The sequence below is a fragment of the Leucobacter sp. USCH14 genome, assembly GCF_037619215.1.
Lineage (GTDB): Bacteria > Actinomycetota > Actinomycetes > Actinomycetales > Microbacteriaceae > Leucobacter.
Map to the genome: position 1 here is coordinate 1 of NZ_JAQPZP010000017.1, position 17,190 is coordinate 17,190.

Annotated in this window: 6 protein-coding genes; 5 read left to right on the forward strand and 1 reads right to left on the reverse strand. The window is 70.1% G+C overall.

Annotation, left to right across the window (positions count from 1 at the left end):
• The coding region (locus PQI23_RS13030; protein ID WP_339975228.1) for an Ig-like domain-containing protein at positions 1 to 768 on the forward strand (768 nt) is incomplete at its 5' end.
• Positions 769 to 1,080: 312 nt separating this feature from the next.
• Complete coding sequence (locus PQI23_RS13035; protein ID WP_339975230.1) at positions 1,081 to 12,984, forward strand: isopeptide-forming domain-containing fimbrial protein; 11,904 nt, start codon at positions 1,081 to 1,083, stop codon at positions 12,982 to 12,984.
• Here PQI23_RS13035 and PQI23_RS13040 read toward each other — a convergent pair.
• Entirely contained in the window at positions 12,981 to 13,361 is a 381-nt protein-coding gene (locus PQI23_RS13040; protein ID WP_339975232.1) for an RNA-binding S4 domain-containing protein, read from the reverse strand. The two genes, PQI23_RS13035 and PQI23_RS13040, sit on opposite strands and share 4 nt — an antisense overlap.
• A 52-nt stretch (positions 13,362 to 13,413) precedes the next feature.
• Here PQI23_RS13040 and PQI23_RS13045 point away from each other — a divergent pair, with 52 nt between their 5' ends.
• The 3 genes from PQI23_RS13045 (at position 13,414) to PQI23_RS13055 (ending at position 17,130) form a co-directional block, all read left to right on the forward strand.
• Positions 13,414 to 14,049, forward strand: a complete 636-nt coding sequence (locus PQI23_RS13045) for a YigZ family protein (protein ID WP_339975234.1) — start codon at positions 13,414 to 13,416, stop codon at positions 14,047 to 14,049.
• Positions 14,050 to 14,359: 310 nt separating this feature from the next.
• Entirely contained in the window at positions 14,360 to 15,529 is a 1,170-nt protein-coding gene (locus PQI23_RS13050; protein WP_339975236.1) for a DNA polymerase III subunit delta', read from the forward strand.
• Positions 15,526 to 17,130: an alpha/beta hydrolase gene (locus PQI23_RS13055; protein ID WP_339975238.1), complete on the forward strand. Its 1,605-nt coding sequence runs from the start codon at positions 15,526 to 15,528 to the stop codon at positions 17,128 to 17,130. Before PQI23_RS13050 ends, PQI23_RS13055 begins: the two co-directional genes overlap by 4 nt.
• Positions 17,131 to 17,190: the final 60 nt, after the last annotated feature.

Below are 17,190 nucleotides of genomic sequence, written 5' to 3' on the forward strand. Positions count from 1 at the left end.
TCCGCTTCCGTGCGGATCGTGGACGGCGAGGAGCTCGTGACCGAGCTGGTCGTCGAGGGTGAGGGATCGTGGACGGTCGATGCCGAGACGGGTGCGATCTCGTTCGCTCCGGAAGACGGGTTCTCGGGCAACCCGACGCCCGTGACGTATCAAGTCGCGGATGAGAGCGGTGAGACCGCGCGTGCCGAGGTTCGGGTGACGTACGTGCCAGCCGCGGCCGATGACGAGTCGCTCGACAACGCTCCCGGAGCCTCCGTCACGGTGCCGGTGCTCGGCAACGATCTCGGCGAGCTCGACCCCGCGTCGGTGCGCATCGTCGACGGTGAAGAGCTCGTCACGGAGCTCGTCGTGCCCGGGGAGGGCACCTGGACGGTGGATCCTGTAACCGGTGCAATCATCTTCGTTCCCGAGGACGGCTTCACGGGGAACCCCACGCCGATCACGTATCAGGTGAGCGACACCGAGGGCAACGACACCCGCGCCACGGTCACCATCACCTACCGCGTCGTCGACGAGCCGGAGCAGCCCGGCGAACCGAGTGAGCCCGGAGAGCCGGGGGATCCGGGTGATCCCGGGGCTCCGTCTCAGCCGAGCGATCCGGGCGCGCCTGGCGAGCCCGGTGCTCCGAGCGACCCGAGTGACCCGGGCGACCTGTCGAACACCGGTGGCGAGAGCATGGTGCTCGCCGGCGCCGCGGCTCTGCTGCTCGCACTGATGGGTGCTGCCGTCTACTTCTTCGGGCGTCGTCGGAAGGACGCGCGAAGCTAGAGCACGGTTCGGGATGGCCCCGGCCCCTTGCGCATGCAGGGGTCGGGGCCTTTCTGCGCGTGCCACCAGCGTGCGACACCGCGTATGCGCGGCCAGCGGCCCCTTCGCAATCGAAATGCCGAGGGTGAAAAAGCGGGTGAAGTTGCCCGAAAGCGGCCAGGGGCGTGCACCGCTTCTGATTAGCTGAACGAGTTTGCGGTGGGGAGCAGTGCGCCCGCACCGCCGAACGACGCGCGACCTGTGCAGCGGGCGTCGAGTCGAACTTCGTTGGGGTGGGGCGCCGTCGCGCGCGAAAAGGGAAAAGTGGACAACATGATGGAAGCAATCGTGGCGCCCAAGCGGAGCCGCATTCGTTCACTCATCGCGAGCATCGCGACCGGCGCGATCGTCGCCGGATCCCTCGTCGCCGTCGGCGTCGGCGCGCAGCAGGCCGCCGCCGCGGAGTGGGCGCCGGAGGTGACGGTCGAGAGCGCCGGCGCTGGTGCGAAGAACTTCATCCTCGCCGGGGAGGACGCCGCGTTCACGGTCGAGATCTCGAACGCCGACGGCGGCAAGCAGTTCAACCTCGGCGTCTCGGCGCTGCTCCCCGAGTCCGTATCGTTCGTCGAGGGCGGCGGATCGCAGAAGCCGACGAAGATGTACGGCCCGCTCGAGGTGCTCCCGAACGAGTCGCGCACCGGTACGGCGACCGCGGAGAGCTGCGCGGCGAGCGGGCTCGTTCCCGCTTCGACGCTCGATCCCGCCGGCCCCGCGAACCGCTGCGCGGTGCCCGCGGGCCAGCAGCTGTGGGTCTGGGCGAACATCGACGACCTGCCGCAGGGCGGCACCGTGGCCCTCAACGTGACCGTTCGGCCCGACGCCACCGCATACCCGGTCGGCAGCACCATCAACTTCAACGCGACGGCGTACACGAGCAACGACCCCTCTCGACTCCCGACCTTCGACGGGTCGGAGAGCAAGGCGAAGACGACCGATCACACGTCGAAGCCGGGCGTCGACGCCGATTTCGCGCAGCCCGACGTGCGCGCGCTGCGCGTGACGAAGTCGGAGCTGAGCCCGGAGCGCGAGCTGCTGCGCGGTGTGCACGACCACCCGACCGTCTACACGATCCGGGTGCAGAACACGGGCGAGGCGCCGACCTCCGGCGTGACCGTGACCGACTACCTTCCCGCCGGGCTGGAGTATCTGGGGCTCGCAGGCGGCGACAATACGGCCGTAGGATCGGGGGAGTACACCGTCGACGGTCAGCCCCGACGCCTGCCCGCACTGAACCCGCTCGCGTTGCCTGACGGGGTCGAGCCGCAGGAGCGCGTGGAGACCGTCGAACTCTCCGTTTCCGAGGCGGACGCTCTCGGGCTCGCCGGCGCGGGTGTGTACACGAAGGTCACCTGGTCGCTGAACGACCTCACCGGCGGAACGGCGCAGTCGTTCCCCGCATCGGCGGGCACCTCGGGTTCCGTGGAGCTCAAGTACTACGCCGCGGTCCCGCTGTTCGAGAACACGATGTGGGAGGGCGACGCGCCCGACCCCGCAACCGGCCTGCAGGGCGCGAACCTCGGCAACAACACGGGCGCATCGACGCGCCACGGCAGCGAGGACGCGGCTGCGCCGGCCAACGCCCGTTCGCTGACCAACGCGGCAACCGCTTCCGGCGCCTTCACCGGGGCGGTTCTCGATGACGACGCGGCGCTGCGCACCACGTCGGATACGGACACCGAGACCGTCGACGCGGTCGATCTCCATGTCATCAAGAGCGTGGAAGAGGACGCCTTCACCACCGGCGCACTGGCGAACTACGCGTTGCAGGTGCGCACGAGCGAGTACGTCGACGCGCAGGACGTGCGTCTCACGGACGTGATCCCCAACGGTCTCTGCCCGGCGTTCCCCGTTCAGTCGCCGGCGCCGCAGCTCACCATTGTGAACGGCGATGCGGCGGGCACGTACGAAGACGCTGCGGCGTGGAGTCAGGCGGTGACCCGCGGGTCCGCGTGCGACTACCCGAGCGCGGAGGCGGGGGCGACCGTCGACGCGGCCACCGTTGAATCGATCGCGTTCGATGCAGCCTCCGGCGAGTTCACCGTCGTCTTCGCGGTCGACGCGCTCGCGGCCAATGCGTCGGCCGACGTGCGCTACACGCTCATGCAGCGCCCGAACTACACCGGATCGAACGGCAACACGAGCTCGGGCGACCGCCTCACCAACCGCGTCTCGATCACGGGCACCACGACGCCCATCGCCGCGATCGCAGCCGATCCGGCGCTCCTCGAGCGGGTCGGCGATGAGCGTCATCCGCTGGACGACTCGCAGGCGACGATCTCGTCGCAGTTCACGAGCATCGAGAAGGAAGTGCTGCAGCGCGGCAGATCACTCGAGCAGAGCGTGTCCGATCCCTATGCGTGGGAGAAGCAGGCGTCCGCGCCCTTCTCCCCGGGCGACCGAGTCTGGTATCGCATTCAGGTGCCCTTCACCGAGGGGATCGAGACCCGCAACCCGGTGCTCGACGACTACCTGCCCGAGGGCGTCGACTTCGTGCAGGCGAAGTACGGGTACACCGGAATGACCGGTGCCGTCGACGCGGCCTCCCCGCAGGATCGCACCGACACGGGGTTCCCGCAGTCGTACATCCCGGAGCCCAGCGTCGACGGCGCCCACCTCTCGTGGGACCTGGGCGAGCAGCGCGGCGACTTCCGCTTCATGCCGCTCGACAGTTCGATCACGGTCTACATCGAGGGGGTCGTGTCGGCGCAGTCGGCCTCCGCCGATGATCTCGACAGCCCGGCGAACCACGCGAAGTACCAGCAGGTGAACGTCGACGGCGAGCTCACCTTCCGCCGCTCGGACGCGACCATCGACCTCGACTGGGGCGCAACCCTGCAGAAGGGCATCAAGACCAACACCCATGCCGACGGCAGCGCGAACCGCGCATTCGGCGAAGGGGGCACCGACGAGACCGTCGCTCAGGGCGACTCGGTCACCTACCGCATCGACGTGACCGCGCCGCAGAACACGACGAGCGGCTACGAGATCTGGGACGTGCTGCCCGAGGGCGTGACCGCGGCTGACGTCGCGACCGGCAGTTTCACGGCGAGCCTCTACGACGGCGGCTCCGCGGGCGCACCGGAGACCGCGCTCGCCGCTGACGAATTCACCGCCACCGCGGTCGACACGGTGCCGAGCGAGGGGTCGCAGCTCAGCGCGGAGTACGCCGGCCGATCCGTTGTGATCTGGCGCATCGCGAGCGATGTGCCCGGTTCCTCGCCCGCGACCGACTCGACCGCCGCGGTGACGCGCGGGTTCACGCTCGGGTACACCCTGAACGTTCCCGACGGCTCAGGTGGAGCCGCCGCGCAGCTCACGCAGAGCTACGAGAACACCGCCGGCATCGTCAGCTACGACATCCCGCACCCCGGCTCCTCCGCGGAGCCGACGACCGTCGTGCCCCAGCGGGAGGGCGGCGGACAGCTCCTCACGAACCGCACGCCGGCAGCCGACGAGGTGGAGTTCGGCGATGCCGACACGTACGACTCCGCCGAGGTGCATCTTCCGGACGCGGCAGTGGCGAAGAGACTCGTCTCGACGCAGGTCTCTCCGAGCACGGCCGATGTCTCCGATCCGAACAACGGCGCCGGCGCGATCGTGCAGGGCGAGTACGCCACCTTCGAGTACTCGGTCACCATTCCGGCGAACACGACGGTTGCGAACGCGACGCTCGCCGATCGCGGCACCCTGACGAACGCAGCCGGTCAGCCTGTCGATACCCGATACCTCGACGGCAGCGCGCAGTACTTCGCGCCGGGTAACAGCACGACGACCCCCGACGAGTGCGGCACCGGTGCGCTCACCGGGTTCACCTGCTCCGACTCCGCGTCGGGCGCGCTCGACTTCCCGGCGACGTACACGAACAGCACGGGCAGCGAGCAGGTGTTCCGCGCGCAGGTCACGTACTGGGTCGGCGACGCGAACCCCGGCGCGCTGCAGAATCGCGCGGTGTTCACCTACGACAACCCGGCCGGCGGCGCCCAGCTCACGAAGGCCGCGGTCGCACCCGTGCAGTTCATCGAGCCGAAGCTCGCCGTGACGAAGACGGCGAGCCAGACGACCGGGGTCAACGTCGACCAGCCGGTGACCTTCACCATCGTGGTCTCCAACGGGGCCTCGTCGCCGAAGAGTTATGACAACGTGGTCACCGACGAGCTCCCTGCGGGTCTCGAGGTCGACCCCGACTCGTTCACGATCAACGGATCAGCCGCGCCCGCGGGATCGGTCGAGGTCTCGGCCGGAGCGCTCGACGGCACGAGCGGCAGCATCGTGTGGAACGCGGCCGACATCGCAGAACTCCGCGAGGTTCCGGGGGCGGTCACGCTCACCTACCGCGCGAAGTTGGACCCCGAGGCGGGGGCCGGCCAGGCCTACACGAACACGGTCGAGGTGCAGGGGCATACCCTTCCCGAGGCGATCGACGCCGCCTACGAACGGAGTGGAGCGCTCAGCGCGTCGAGCGCTGCGACCGTCACCGCCGACACGGCGGCGATCACCAAGCAGGTGCGGGTCAAGGGTTCAGGATCGGCCTACGGCCCGGCTGCGAGCGCGCCCGTCGGCGCGACCGCCGAGTACGAGGTGCGCGTCGCGCTGAAGCCGTTCGTCAACTACTACGACGTGCAGCTCGACGACATCGGGCTGAACACGAGCCAGGCGATCGCGAATGCGTCGGTCGCGTTCGAGACGAACGGTGTCGCCGACGACCAGACGGCGAACTGGTCGGTCTCCGCGACGGGCAGCGACACACGCACGTGGGAGTACACGGCGAACAGCGGCACGATCGCGAGCAGCAGTCAGGCGCGCGTGATCGTGCTGCGGTACGAGGCCCTCATCACGAAGGATCTCGTCACGAACGCGCAGATCGGCAATACCGCGAACTTCAAGTGGAAGTCGAGTACCGCGCAGAACGCGGTCTTCCAGACTCTCGAGGACGACGCCGACGTCAACATCCTGCGCCCGCAGCTCACCGTCGCGAAGGGTGTGAAGCGCGTCGGCGCCGCGGGTGCGTACGCGGCGTCCGCGAACGGGCAGGTCGATCAGCGCTTCACCTACGAGGTGCGCGCGATCAACGGAAGCGGCGCCAATCGAAGCGACGCGTTCAACGCGGTGATCACCGACCGGGTGCCCGCGGGCATCGTCGTCGACGAAACGACGTTCAGGATCGGTGGTGCCGCGGCGGGGAACGCGGTCACGATGGAGAACGGAGTCATCACCTGGAACATCCCGGGCCCCGTCGCACCGGGTGCTGCTGCGGCGCTCACCTACGAGGCGAGCTTCTCGCCGTCGGCGACGCTGACCTCGGGCGCGAAGCGCAATACGGCGGGCATCACGGGGTACGACTCGTACCCGACCAACGGCGAGCGGTTCACCTCCACCCAGACCGCCCAGGCGACCGTGACTCCGCTGCTTCCCCGTGTCACGCTGACCAAAACGGCAGCCGATTCCTCGAAGACCGCATACGCGGGCGAGCCCTTCGAGTGGGTGCTCACCGCCACGAACGCGGCGAACGGCGGTGCCGCGCAGAAGGTGGTGCTGACCGACACGCTTCCGGCGAACTGGACGTTCACCGAGGTGAAGCGCATCACGGTCGGCGGAACGACCGTCGCGTCGACGGCTCCCTCGGGAGGGGCATCGGGCCCGCTGGTCTGGACCTTCGGCAGCGACTCGGTCGACGCCTCGACCCCGGTCGTGCTGCAGCCGGGCCAGAGCATCACGATCCGGTACACGGCGACGCCGAACGATCCTGACGCGCTTACGGCGCCGGGGGTGGGCTCCGCGAACCCGCACACGAACACGCTGAGCGCGGTCACCACCGACCGTCGCAATGCGACCGGGAGCGCCTCGGGCAGCTACACGGGAGCGAACGCGAGCGACAACGCCTTCCTCCGCGACGCCGATCTGAACGTCGCGAAGCGCGCGATCGGCGGTGTCACCGACTCGGGTGCTCAGGGCACGAACCTGTACGGCCTCGTCACCGGCACGTGGGTGCCGGATCAAACGCCGATCAGCAACCGCTACGCGCAGCCGCAGTGGCAGGTCACCGTGACCAACCGGGGGCCTGACGCGAGCTTCGGCCCGTTCGCCTTCACCGACGCCACGGTTCAGCCGACAGGAGTATCGACAGGTGCATTCTCGGCGCGGTACTACACCGGGTCGAGCGATACGACGGGTGCCGCCCTCCCGGTCACGGTGAACGGCGACGGCACGATGTCGGTCGGAACGACGACGACGAGCCTGAAGGCGGACGGCTCCGACCGCATCGTACTGACCGCGAACGTCACGTCGACCGACGCTGCCACCGCCGCCGCCTCTGAGCTGACGAACACCGCCGACGTGCTCGGACGCACCTTCGAGGCTGAGAACCGCCGCGGCGACAACACCTCGACCGCGGAGCAGGCGCTGAGCCCGATCGCTGACCTCGCGATCCAGAAGGTCGTCAATACGACCGCTCCCGTCGTCGGCTCCCCGATCACCTGGGGCATCACCGTGCGCAACCTCGGGCCCTCCGTCTCGGTCGCGACCGCCGAAGACCCGATCACCGTCACCGACACCGTACCGAGCGGTGTGACGGCCGCGACGGCTTCGAGCAACGCGGACTGGGTTGCAACGCTCGCCGACGGCAGCGCGATTCCCGCGGCGGGCGTGGATGCGGGCACTGAGATCCTCTGGACCTATCAGGGCGCGTCGATGCCGGTCGGCGCGACCGCGCAGGTGACGCTCTCGGGCACGATCCTCACCTCGCAGACCGGGGAGCTGCTCAACACGGCGACGGTCGTCCCGGGCGCGACGGCGGAGCCCGCCGGTGGTGACGCGAACAACGCCTCTGAGGTCGGCGTCACCCCCGACGACAGCACCGCGCTGGGCGTCACGAAGACCCGCGTCGTCAACGACGCGGGCACGTGGCGCCCGGCGACGGCGGCGGAGCCCTTCGTTCCGGGAACCGCGGTGAGCTACCGCATCGACGTGGCCAACAACGGTCCGGCCGACGCGCGCGCCGTGAGCGTCACGGACACGCGACCGAGCGGACTGAGCTACAGCAGCCACGAGGGTCTCAACGGGACGACGTGGAACGACACTCACACCGAGACAGCCGATACGTTCAGCCTCCAGGGCACGCAGGCCCCGGAGTCGACCAGCTCATTCGTCGTGACCTACGATTCCTCGCCGTCGGTGCTGAACACGATCACCAACGCAGTCGTCGCCTCGGCGGAGAACGCGACCAACGAGCCGGAGGCCACCGACAGCACGGGCTCGAACCGTCGCGCCGATGTCTCCATCGAGAAGTCGCACATCGCGCCCGCAAGCGGCGAAGCGGTGCAGGCCGGAGCCTCCGTGACGTACCGGCTCGCGGTCACCAATGAGGGCCCGAGCGACTCCGACGCACCGATCGCGGTGACCGACACGCTCCCCGCCGGGCTCAGCTACCGCTCGGGCAGCGCGACGGTCGCGGTCAACGGTGCGGCTGCGGTCCCACTCGAGCCGATGTCGGTCGACGGCGTGCTGACCTGGGCCGACGTCACCGCCGGCGCTGATCTTCCGCTCGGTGCGACCTCGGTCGTCACGTTCGTCGCGGATGTCGACGCGGAGCTCGCCCCTCAGCTCGCGGTGCTCAACGCCGCGGACGTCTCGGCGCCGAACGACACCGACCCCGGCAACAACCACGCCGAGGACGCGATCGATATCGTTCGGTCTGCCTCCATGTCGGTCGAGAAGACCGCCGACAGCGGTACGTTCACCGCGGGCGGGACGGCGAGCTACACCCTGCAGGTCACGAACGCGGGGCCCTCGGCCGCGCCGGCGCAGATCGCCGACGCGCTGCCCGAGGGGCTGACGCTGGTGGAGATCTCAGGATCCGGGTGGGACTGCGACGCCTCCGTCGCGGGCACGCGAAGCGCGTCGTGCGAGTACTCCGGGAACGACGGGCTCCTGCCGGTCGGCACCACCACCCTCCAGGTGATCGCGGAGATCGCTCCGACGGTGCTCGTGGGCACGGAGCTCGAGAACACCGCCACGCTCACCTGGAGCGACAGCGCGGGCACGCGCACCGACGACGATGCGGCGACCATCACCGTCGCCACTGCTGCCGACCTGGGCATCGCCAAGGACGTCATCGACGGGCCCGGCGGCGACATCGTCGCGGACGGCGGCGTGCTCGCCGGCGAGTCGGTCTGGTACCGCCTGCAGGTGCGCAACTTCGGTCCGAGCGATGCGGCCGGCCCGGTGGTCGTCACCGACACCCTTCCGCTCGGCGTAACGGTCGGCGATGCGCTGACCTCGGTCGGCCCCTGGATCGTCAGCGCGACGGAGGCCGACGCCGACACCCCGCAGGAGGTCACGTTCACCCTCGCATCGGGCCTGCTCGCCGACACCGCATCCGATGAGGATCGCGGAGTCGCCCCCGTCATCGAGTTCGAGGCGCAGTTCGCGTCGACGCTCGCTGCGGGGACGCACACGAACACGGCGACAGTGGCGTCGGAGACTCCCGAACCGGCGGCCGATCCGCATCCGAATGAGGACACGGCGGATGTCGCGGTCACCCGTTCGGCGGACGTGGACCTCGAGAAGGACCACGTCGCGGCGGATCCCGACGAGTACGAGATCGGCGACACCGTCACATTCACGCTCGACGCGCGAAACAGCGGGCCGTCGTCGTCCACGGCGATGACGGTGACCGACACGTTCCCCGCCGGGCTCGAGTACGTCGAGGGCGGCGCCGTGGGCGACGACTGGAGCGTGACGAGTGCGACGGTGAACGACGACGGCACCACCACGGTGGTCGCGACGTACGCCGGCACCGTGCTCCCCGGCGCCGCGGCCCCGCAGCTCCGGTTGTCGGCGCTCGTGACCGTTGGAATCGGCACGCAGACCTCGGTGACGAACGAGGCCTGTGCGACCTCGCCCGAGGTGCCCGGTGCGGGATCGACCCCGGCGCCGAAGTGCGACGACGACACGATCGCGGTCGTGCCGTTGGCCGACCTCCTCATCACCAAATCGATCGATGAGAGCGCCACCCCGGCATCGGGCATCACCGCCGGCGAGCCCATCACCTGGAAGATCGCGCCCCGCAATGCGGGACCCTCCGTCTCGGTGAGCGAGGAAACGGCGCCGATCACCATCTCCGACACGCTTCCCGCGGGCATCTCCGACGTCGAGGATCCCTCGACGGGGATGTGGGCGGCGACCGTCGAGCGCGACGGCGAGACCGCCGAGTTCCCGGCGCGCGCCGGCGATACGATCACCTGGACCTTCACCGGCGGCGAGTACCCGGTCGGATCGGGCGACGAGTTCGACGGCAGCGCCTACGACATCTCGGTGACCGGCGTGATCGATGCGTCGTGGACGAGCGGCGAGATCGAGAACACCGCCGAGGTCGCGCCGGGTGCGACGCGCGATCCTCAGGGCGCGAACAACGAGAGCGCTGCGACGGCGGCTCCGGGAGACGCCACCGCGCTGCGGGTCGCCAAGACCCGAGTGGTGCAGGTCGACGGCGAGTGGGTCGTGGCGGCCGAGCAGGATCCCGTTCCCGTCTTCCTCCCCGGAGACGACGTGAGCTACCGCGTCACCGTCATCAACGACGGCCCGGCCGATGCACGCGAGGTCACGGTCGTCGACGAAGCGCCCACCGGGCTGAGCTACGACTCGCACGAGTCGGAGGGCTCCGCCGAGTGGGCGCGTGCTGCCGGCGGCGAGTCGAGCACGGGTCAGAGCGACGCATGGGACACCTTCACGCTCGCGGGCACGCAGCAGGAGGGCCCCGAGCACGCGCGATCCTTCATCGTGACCTACGGCAGTGATCCCGCCATGCCGAACGGCGAGTCGTTCGTGAACACCGTGGAGGCCTCTGCCGCCAACTGGAAGACGGCCGGAGGAGGCCGGGCGTACGCCAGCGACGCCGAGGGCGTGGCTCCGATGCGCAGCGCCGATCTCGAGATCGAGAAGTCGCATGTCGTTCCCGCGGGCTCGGAGTCCGCCGTCGCGGGCGAGACCGTGGAGTACCGGCTGCTAGTGACCAATCACGGCCCCAGCATCTCGGACGCCCCGATCACGGTGACGGATCAGCTGCCGAACGGCTTCGGCTACGTTGTCGGGTCGGGCGCGATCTCGGTCGCCGGTGCCGAGGCCGCCGCCGCGGAGCCCGTGATCGACGGCAACGCCCTCACCTGGGCCGACGCGACCGCTGGAGTCGTTCTCGCGCCGGAGGAGACCGTCGTCGTCACCTTCACCGCGCTGATCGACGCGGATCTCGTGCCCGCGGAGGGCGTCGAGAACGTCGCCCTCGTCGACGGCCCGAACGACAACGATCCGCTCAACGATCGCGACACCGATCTCGTGGACGTCGCGGGCTCGGCCGACCTCGTGCTCGCGAAGCGGGTCGTCACGGCGCCGGAGAACATCACGGCGGGTGCCGCGGTCACGTGGAGCCTCGAGCCCCGCAACCTCGGCCCGTCGACCGCGCGGAGTACGGACTCGCAGCCGATCACCGTCACCGACACGATCCCCGAGGGCATCTCCGCCCTCGCCGAGGATCCGTCGACGGGTCTCTGGCGCGCGAGCTTCTCGAACGCCGGAGGCTGGAACGCCGCGACGGCGGGCGACACCATCACGTGGTCGTACACGGGTGCGTCGATCCTGGTCGGCGACGAGCCGGACCTCTCGGTGACCGGCATCGTCGACCCGGCGTGGACGGGCGGCGACATCGTCAACACAGCCGCGGTGCAGCCCGGCACGACGACCGACCCGGAACCGGAGAACAACTCCGGCGACGCGTCGATCTCGCCCGACGACCGCACGAGCCTGACGCTCTGGAAGACCCGAGTCGTGCAGGCCGACGGCGAGTGGGTGCCGGCGAGCTCGCTCGCGAACGTGCCGCAGGTCGTGCCGGGGACGGACGTGACGTACCGCATCACGGTGCGAAACGACGGGCCCGCCGACGCGCGCGATGTGAGCGTCGTCGACGAGGTGCCGGCCGGCCTCGCATTCGCAGCGCTCGCGAGCGAAGCGGGAGAGTGGACTCGGTCAGCGGGTGGGGTCGGCGCCGATGGCACCGGTGACGAGAGCTGGGACACCTTCGCCCTCTCCGGCACGCAGCAGGTCGGCCCCGAGCAGCTGCGCTCCTTCATCGTGACGTACAGCACCGACCCAGCACTCGACGTGAGCGAGCCGCTCGTGAACCTCGCGAGCGCGACGGCCGCGAACGCGACGAACCGGCCCGAGGCGGTCGATTCGAGCGATGAGGAGGCGAGCGCCGACCTCTCGATCGTGAAGACGAGCGAGCAGGATCGCGTGGACGCGGGCGGTGTCGCCGATTACCGGCTGCTCGTCACCAACGAGGGCCCGAGCATCGCGCGCGGCCCGATCGACGTCACCGATGCGCTGCCCACGGGCATGAGCTACGTACCCGGGAGCGCGCGCATCGCCCTCGCGGGAGGCGCTGCGGAGGCCGTCGAACCTGCGATCGCCTCAGTGGCGGGTGCGGAGGCGCTCACGTGGACGCCGGTCGTGAGCGACGGAAGTCTCGCGGTCGGTGAGACGGTGGAGATCACGCTGCAGGCGTTGGTCGCCGACTCGGTGGTGTCGTCTGAAGGGCTGACGAACGTCGCAACGGTGCTGGCCGCCGATGACGAGAACCCGGTGAACGACGTCTCGAGCGCGGCCGTGCTGGTCGATCCGGTCGCCACGCTGGTGACCGAGAAGGCTGCGATCGGCGAGTTCCAGGTCGGGCAGACGGGCGAGTACCGCATCGCGGTCGAGAACCGGGGCCCGACGCTGGACCCGGGTCCGATCACCGTGACCGACGCGCTCCCCGACGGGCTGCGCTTCGCATCCTCGCCCGATGACGGCGTGGAGGTCGCCGGGTCGACGGTCACCTGGACGCTGCCGCAGGGTCTCGCGGTCGGAGAGCGCGCGGAGTTCACGCTCTTCGTGCACGTCGACCCGTCGGCGTACCCGTCGGTCACGAACTCGGTGACGGTGGAGACGTCCACGACGCAGACGGCAGATGCGCAGCTCACGAGCTCCGCGACGACGGCGGTGGCGGAGGCCGACGGCCTCGCCACGACGGGCGCCGACACCGCCGCCTTCGCGGCGCTCGCCGCGCTGCTCCTGCTGCTCGCCGGAGCCGGCGCCGTGCTGCTGGCGCGTCGGCGCAGGGAGCCGGAAGCCGAGCTCGGGAGTTAGCCCTCGCCGCCGCGCCCGCGGAGCCGGTCGATGTCGCGTCGTTCGCGCTTCGTCGGCCGGCCCGCGCCGCGGTCGCGCACGATTTCGGCCGGCCGCTCCACTCGCGGAGGCAGCGGCGGCGTGAGGTCGTCGAAGTGCTTCGCCGCCTCGGCCGCGCTGCCGCGGCGCACGGGCAGACCTGCGACTCGGTACACCTTGTCGAAGCCGTGCTGGCGCACGCGCACCTCGTCTCCGAGTCGCACCGACTGGGAGGCCTTCGCCGTGGCCCCGTTCACCCGGACGTGACCCGCGCGGCACGCGGCGGTCGCCTGGCTCCGCGTCTTCGCGAGGCGCACGCCCCAGACCCACGTGTCGACCCGTACGCTTTCACCGCCCATAGACTCGATGGTAGCCGGGGCGGAGGATGCGCCCCCTGTCGGAGCGAGGGCGATGGAATACGAGACGATCGCTGCCGCTGTGGATGCGGAGCAGGAGATCTCCCGGTCGCGCTTCCTCGTTCGGCTCGAACGGGTCGAGGGCGAGGCGGCCGCGCGAGAGGTGATCGCTCGAGTGCGCTCCGAGCACCCCCGAGCTCGGCACCACTGCTCGGCGTTCGTGCTCGGACCCGACGGGCGAGTGCAGCGCTCGAACGACGACGGTGAGCCGAGCGGCACCGCGGGCGCGCCCATGCTCGACGCACTGGTCTCGGCGGGGCTCAGCGACGTGGTCGCCGTCGTGACCCGCTATTTCGGCGGGGTGCTGCTGGGGGCGGGCGGGCTGACGCGAGCGTACCGCTCGACCGTTGCAATTGCGACGCAGCGGGCGACGCGGCAGCGGAGAGGGCTGCGGCGATCCGTCATCCTCCGCTGCGCCTATGACATCGCGCCCCAGATCGAAGCGGAGGCGCGACGTCGGGGGTACGCCGTCGGCGCAGCGCACTACAGCGACCGAGTCGCCCAGAGCTTCGCGCTCGCCGAGGAGGAGATCGGGCCGTTCACGTCGCTCGCGGCGGAGCTCAGCGCCGGGGCCGCCGAGGTCGAGGTCGGGCCCGCCGATTACGTCGACCTCGCTGCGCGCGAACGGTGAGGCGCGGGATGCCGATGACCCCGCGCCGGGCACGAAAAAGCCCCCGGGATCCTGGGGGACAGGACCGGGGGCGTGTCTCCCGCGCCAGTTGGGGAAATGCGGCTCGGGAGGATGGTCTGAACTCGGGGGAACGAATCTTCAACCGCTGAAAAGCATATGCCGGAGACGACTCGCTGCGGGAGCCCGAACGGCACTATTCACCCGCGTTTTCACCCGCTGAGCCCGAACGTGCGTCTCGCGAGGCGGCACCGGCGCCGTGGCGGGGTCGCGCACCCATCTCGGTGTCGGTGCGGCGCGATACGATTCCGGGGTGGAGTACTGGGCGGAGATCGTAGGTCAGCCGGACGCGGTGCGCATCCTCGACGCCGCTGCTGCAGTCGATGCGACCCCCTCGCACGCCTGGCTCATCACGGGTCCTCCGGGCTCCGGGCGCTCGAATCTCGCATTCCGGTTCGCCGCGGCGCTGATCGCGCGTGGTGAGGATCGCGAAGCGGTCTACTCCCAGGTGCGCGCCCGCACGCACCCCGATCTCGGAGTGCTCACGACCCAGAAGCTGCTGATCGACATCAAAGCCGCTCGCGACATCGTCACCACGGCTCACTACTCGCCGGCCGAGGGGCGCTACCGGGTCATCGTGATCGAGGACGCGGATCGCATGCCCGAACGCACCTCCAACGTGCTGCTGAAGGCCCTCGAAGAGCCGCCGGAACGCACGATCTGGATCCTCTGCGCGCCGAGCGAGGCAGATCTGCTGCCCACGATCCGCTCGCGCGCCCGCTCGCTGCGCCTCGTCACACCGGGTGCAGCGGACATCGCCCGCCTGCTGCACGAGCGCGACGGCATGGACACGGAGATCGCCGAGCGAGCGGCGCGACTCGCGCAGAGCCACATCGGGATGGCGCGGCGCCTCGCGAGCGACCCCGATGCGCTCGCGCGCCGAGAGCGCACGCTGGACCTCGCGCTCGGTGTGCAGACGCTCGGCGACGGCATGCGCGCCGCAGCGGCGCTGGTCAAGGTGGCGGAGGCCGACGCCGCCGCGCTGACCGAGACGCTCGACCAGCGGGAGCGCGAGGAGGCGCTCCGCAGCCTCGGCCTGCCGGCCGGCGCGGCGATTCCACCGCAGATGCGCAGTCAGATCCGCGCCCTCGAAGAAGATCAGAAGCGTCGGGCGACGCGGAGCCTGCGAGACGGCATCGACCGGATCCTCACCGATCTGCTTTCGCTCTTCCGCGATGTGCTGCTCACCGCCCTGCACGGCGAACCGGCACTCATCAACCGTGAGCGCGAAGCCTCGATCACCGACCTCGCCGAGCGGTGGGGAGCGGAGCGCGCGCTCGCCGTCGTGACGGCCGTGGAGGTCGCGCGCGAGCGCCTCGGGCGCGGGATCACGCCTGGACTCGTGCTCGAGGCGCTGTTCGCCACGCAGAGCAGCGCGGATACGCTCCTGCTGAGGGGCCGGGAGAACGGAGTGCAGCGATGAGCCCACTGCTGTCCGGCGCCGAGCGCCGAGCCGGCGAGCGGGGGAGGAGAGCGAGGAGCTCCCGCCGTATGCTCGGTCTGGCCGCGCTCGCGGCTTCTGCGGCGCTCGTGCTGACGGGATGCGCGCCGATCGCCGCCCTCGTGCAGCAGGCGACCTCGCGCGAACCCGAGCTCCCGCCCCTGCCCGACGGCACCGTCGACGGGTTCGCTGCGCAGCAACCCGAGTGGGTTCCCTGCGAGAACGAGCTGGAGTGCGCCGTCGTCCACGCCCCGCTCGACTGGGAGCAGCCCTCGGGCGAGACGATCACGCTGCGCCTCGTGAAGCAGAAGGCGCTCGGGGGCGACCGCGCCGGCACGCTCTTCATGAACCCCGGCGGGCCCGGCGCCTCAGGGGTCGACTACCTCTCGGGCGGCATCGGCGGTGCGGTGCAACCCGAGGTGCAGGAGGCGTACGACGTCATCGCGTGGGATCCTCGCGGAGTCGGTGCTTCCACGCCCGTCACGTGTCTCGATGATGCGGGAATGGACGAGTACCTCTTCGGCGTCGACCCGGCCGAGGCGGACCTCGAGGTCGGAAGCGACGCCTGGATGGAGGCGTCCCTCGCCCATGAACGGGAGTTCGGCGAGGCGTGCCTCGAGCAGACCGGTGACCTGCTGGCTCATGTGAGCACGGCGGACACGGTGCGCGATCTCGACATGCTGCGAGCGATCGTCGGCGATCCGAAGCTCAACTACCTGGGATATTCGTACGGCACGTACATCGGCGCCCGGTACGCAGACGCCTACCCCGAGAATGTCGGCCGTCTGGTGCTCGACGGTGCGATGGATCCCGGAGCCAGCCTCTCCGACGTCGTGCGCGAGCAGACTCGCGGCTTCGAGGCGGCGCTCCGCGCCTATGCCACCGACTGCCTCACGCGAGACGACTGCCCGCTTAGCGGCCCCGTGGACGTGGCCATGGCGCAGATCAGCGCGCTGCTCGACCGCGTCGACGCGGAGCCGCTCACCGGGGCCGACGGGCGCGCCTTCACGTCGTCGACGATGCTCACCGCGATCATCACGCCGCTCTACGCAGAGAGCAATTGGGGCTACCTCGACGAGCTGTTCTCATCCGTCGCGGACGGCGATCCAGAAATCGGGCTCACCCTCGCCGACTTCTACTACGATCGCGAGAACGGCACCTATCGCAGCAACTCGACCGAGGCGTTCTCGGCGATCAACTGCCTCGACTACCCCGCGGGAACGCTGGACCGCGACCGGATGCGCGCCGACGCCGCCGAACTCGAGGAGATCGCACCGACGATCGGACGGTTCCAGGGCTACGGCGACCTCGCATGCGCCGCGTGGCCGGAGCAACCCGCAGCGGAGCGCGGGCCGGTGACGGGAAGCGGCGCGGATCCGATCCTCGTCGTCGGAACGACCGGAGACCCTGCGACCCCGTACCGCTGGGCCGAGTCGCTCGCCCGACAGCTCGAGAGCGGTGCGCTCGTGACCTATCAGGGCGAAGGGCACACCGCCTACGGCGAGAGCGCCTGCATCAATGACGTCGTCGACGACTACCTGCTCACAGGGGCGGTGCCCCCGGCCGATCCGCAGTGCTCGTGACCGACATGTGCGAATCGACCTCGAGAACGTGCTAAAGTGATCTCTCGTGTGCGAGAGCGA

Bases quoted from the DNA above. Each gene is read 5' to 3' on its own strand.
- PQI23_RS13045 (WP_339975234.1), top strand. From the start codon at position 13,414: ATGGAATACGAGACGATCGCTGCCGCTGTGGATGCGGAGCAGGAGATC.
- PQI23_RS13055 (WP_339975238.1), top strand. From the start codon at position 15,526: ATGAGCCCACTGCTGTCCGGCGCCGAGCGCCGAGCCGGCGAGCGGGGG.
- PQI23_RS13040 (WP_339975232.1), bottom strand. From the start codon at position 13,361: ATGGGCGGTGAAAGCGTACGGGTCGACACGTGGGTCTGGGGCGTGCGC.
- PQI23_RS13035 (WP_339975230.1), top strand. From the start codon at position 1,081: ATGATGGAAGCAATCGTGGCGCCCAAGCGGAGCCGCATTCGTTCACTC.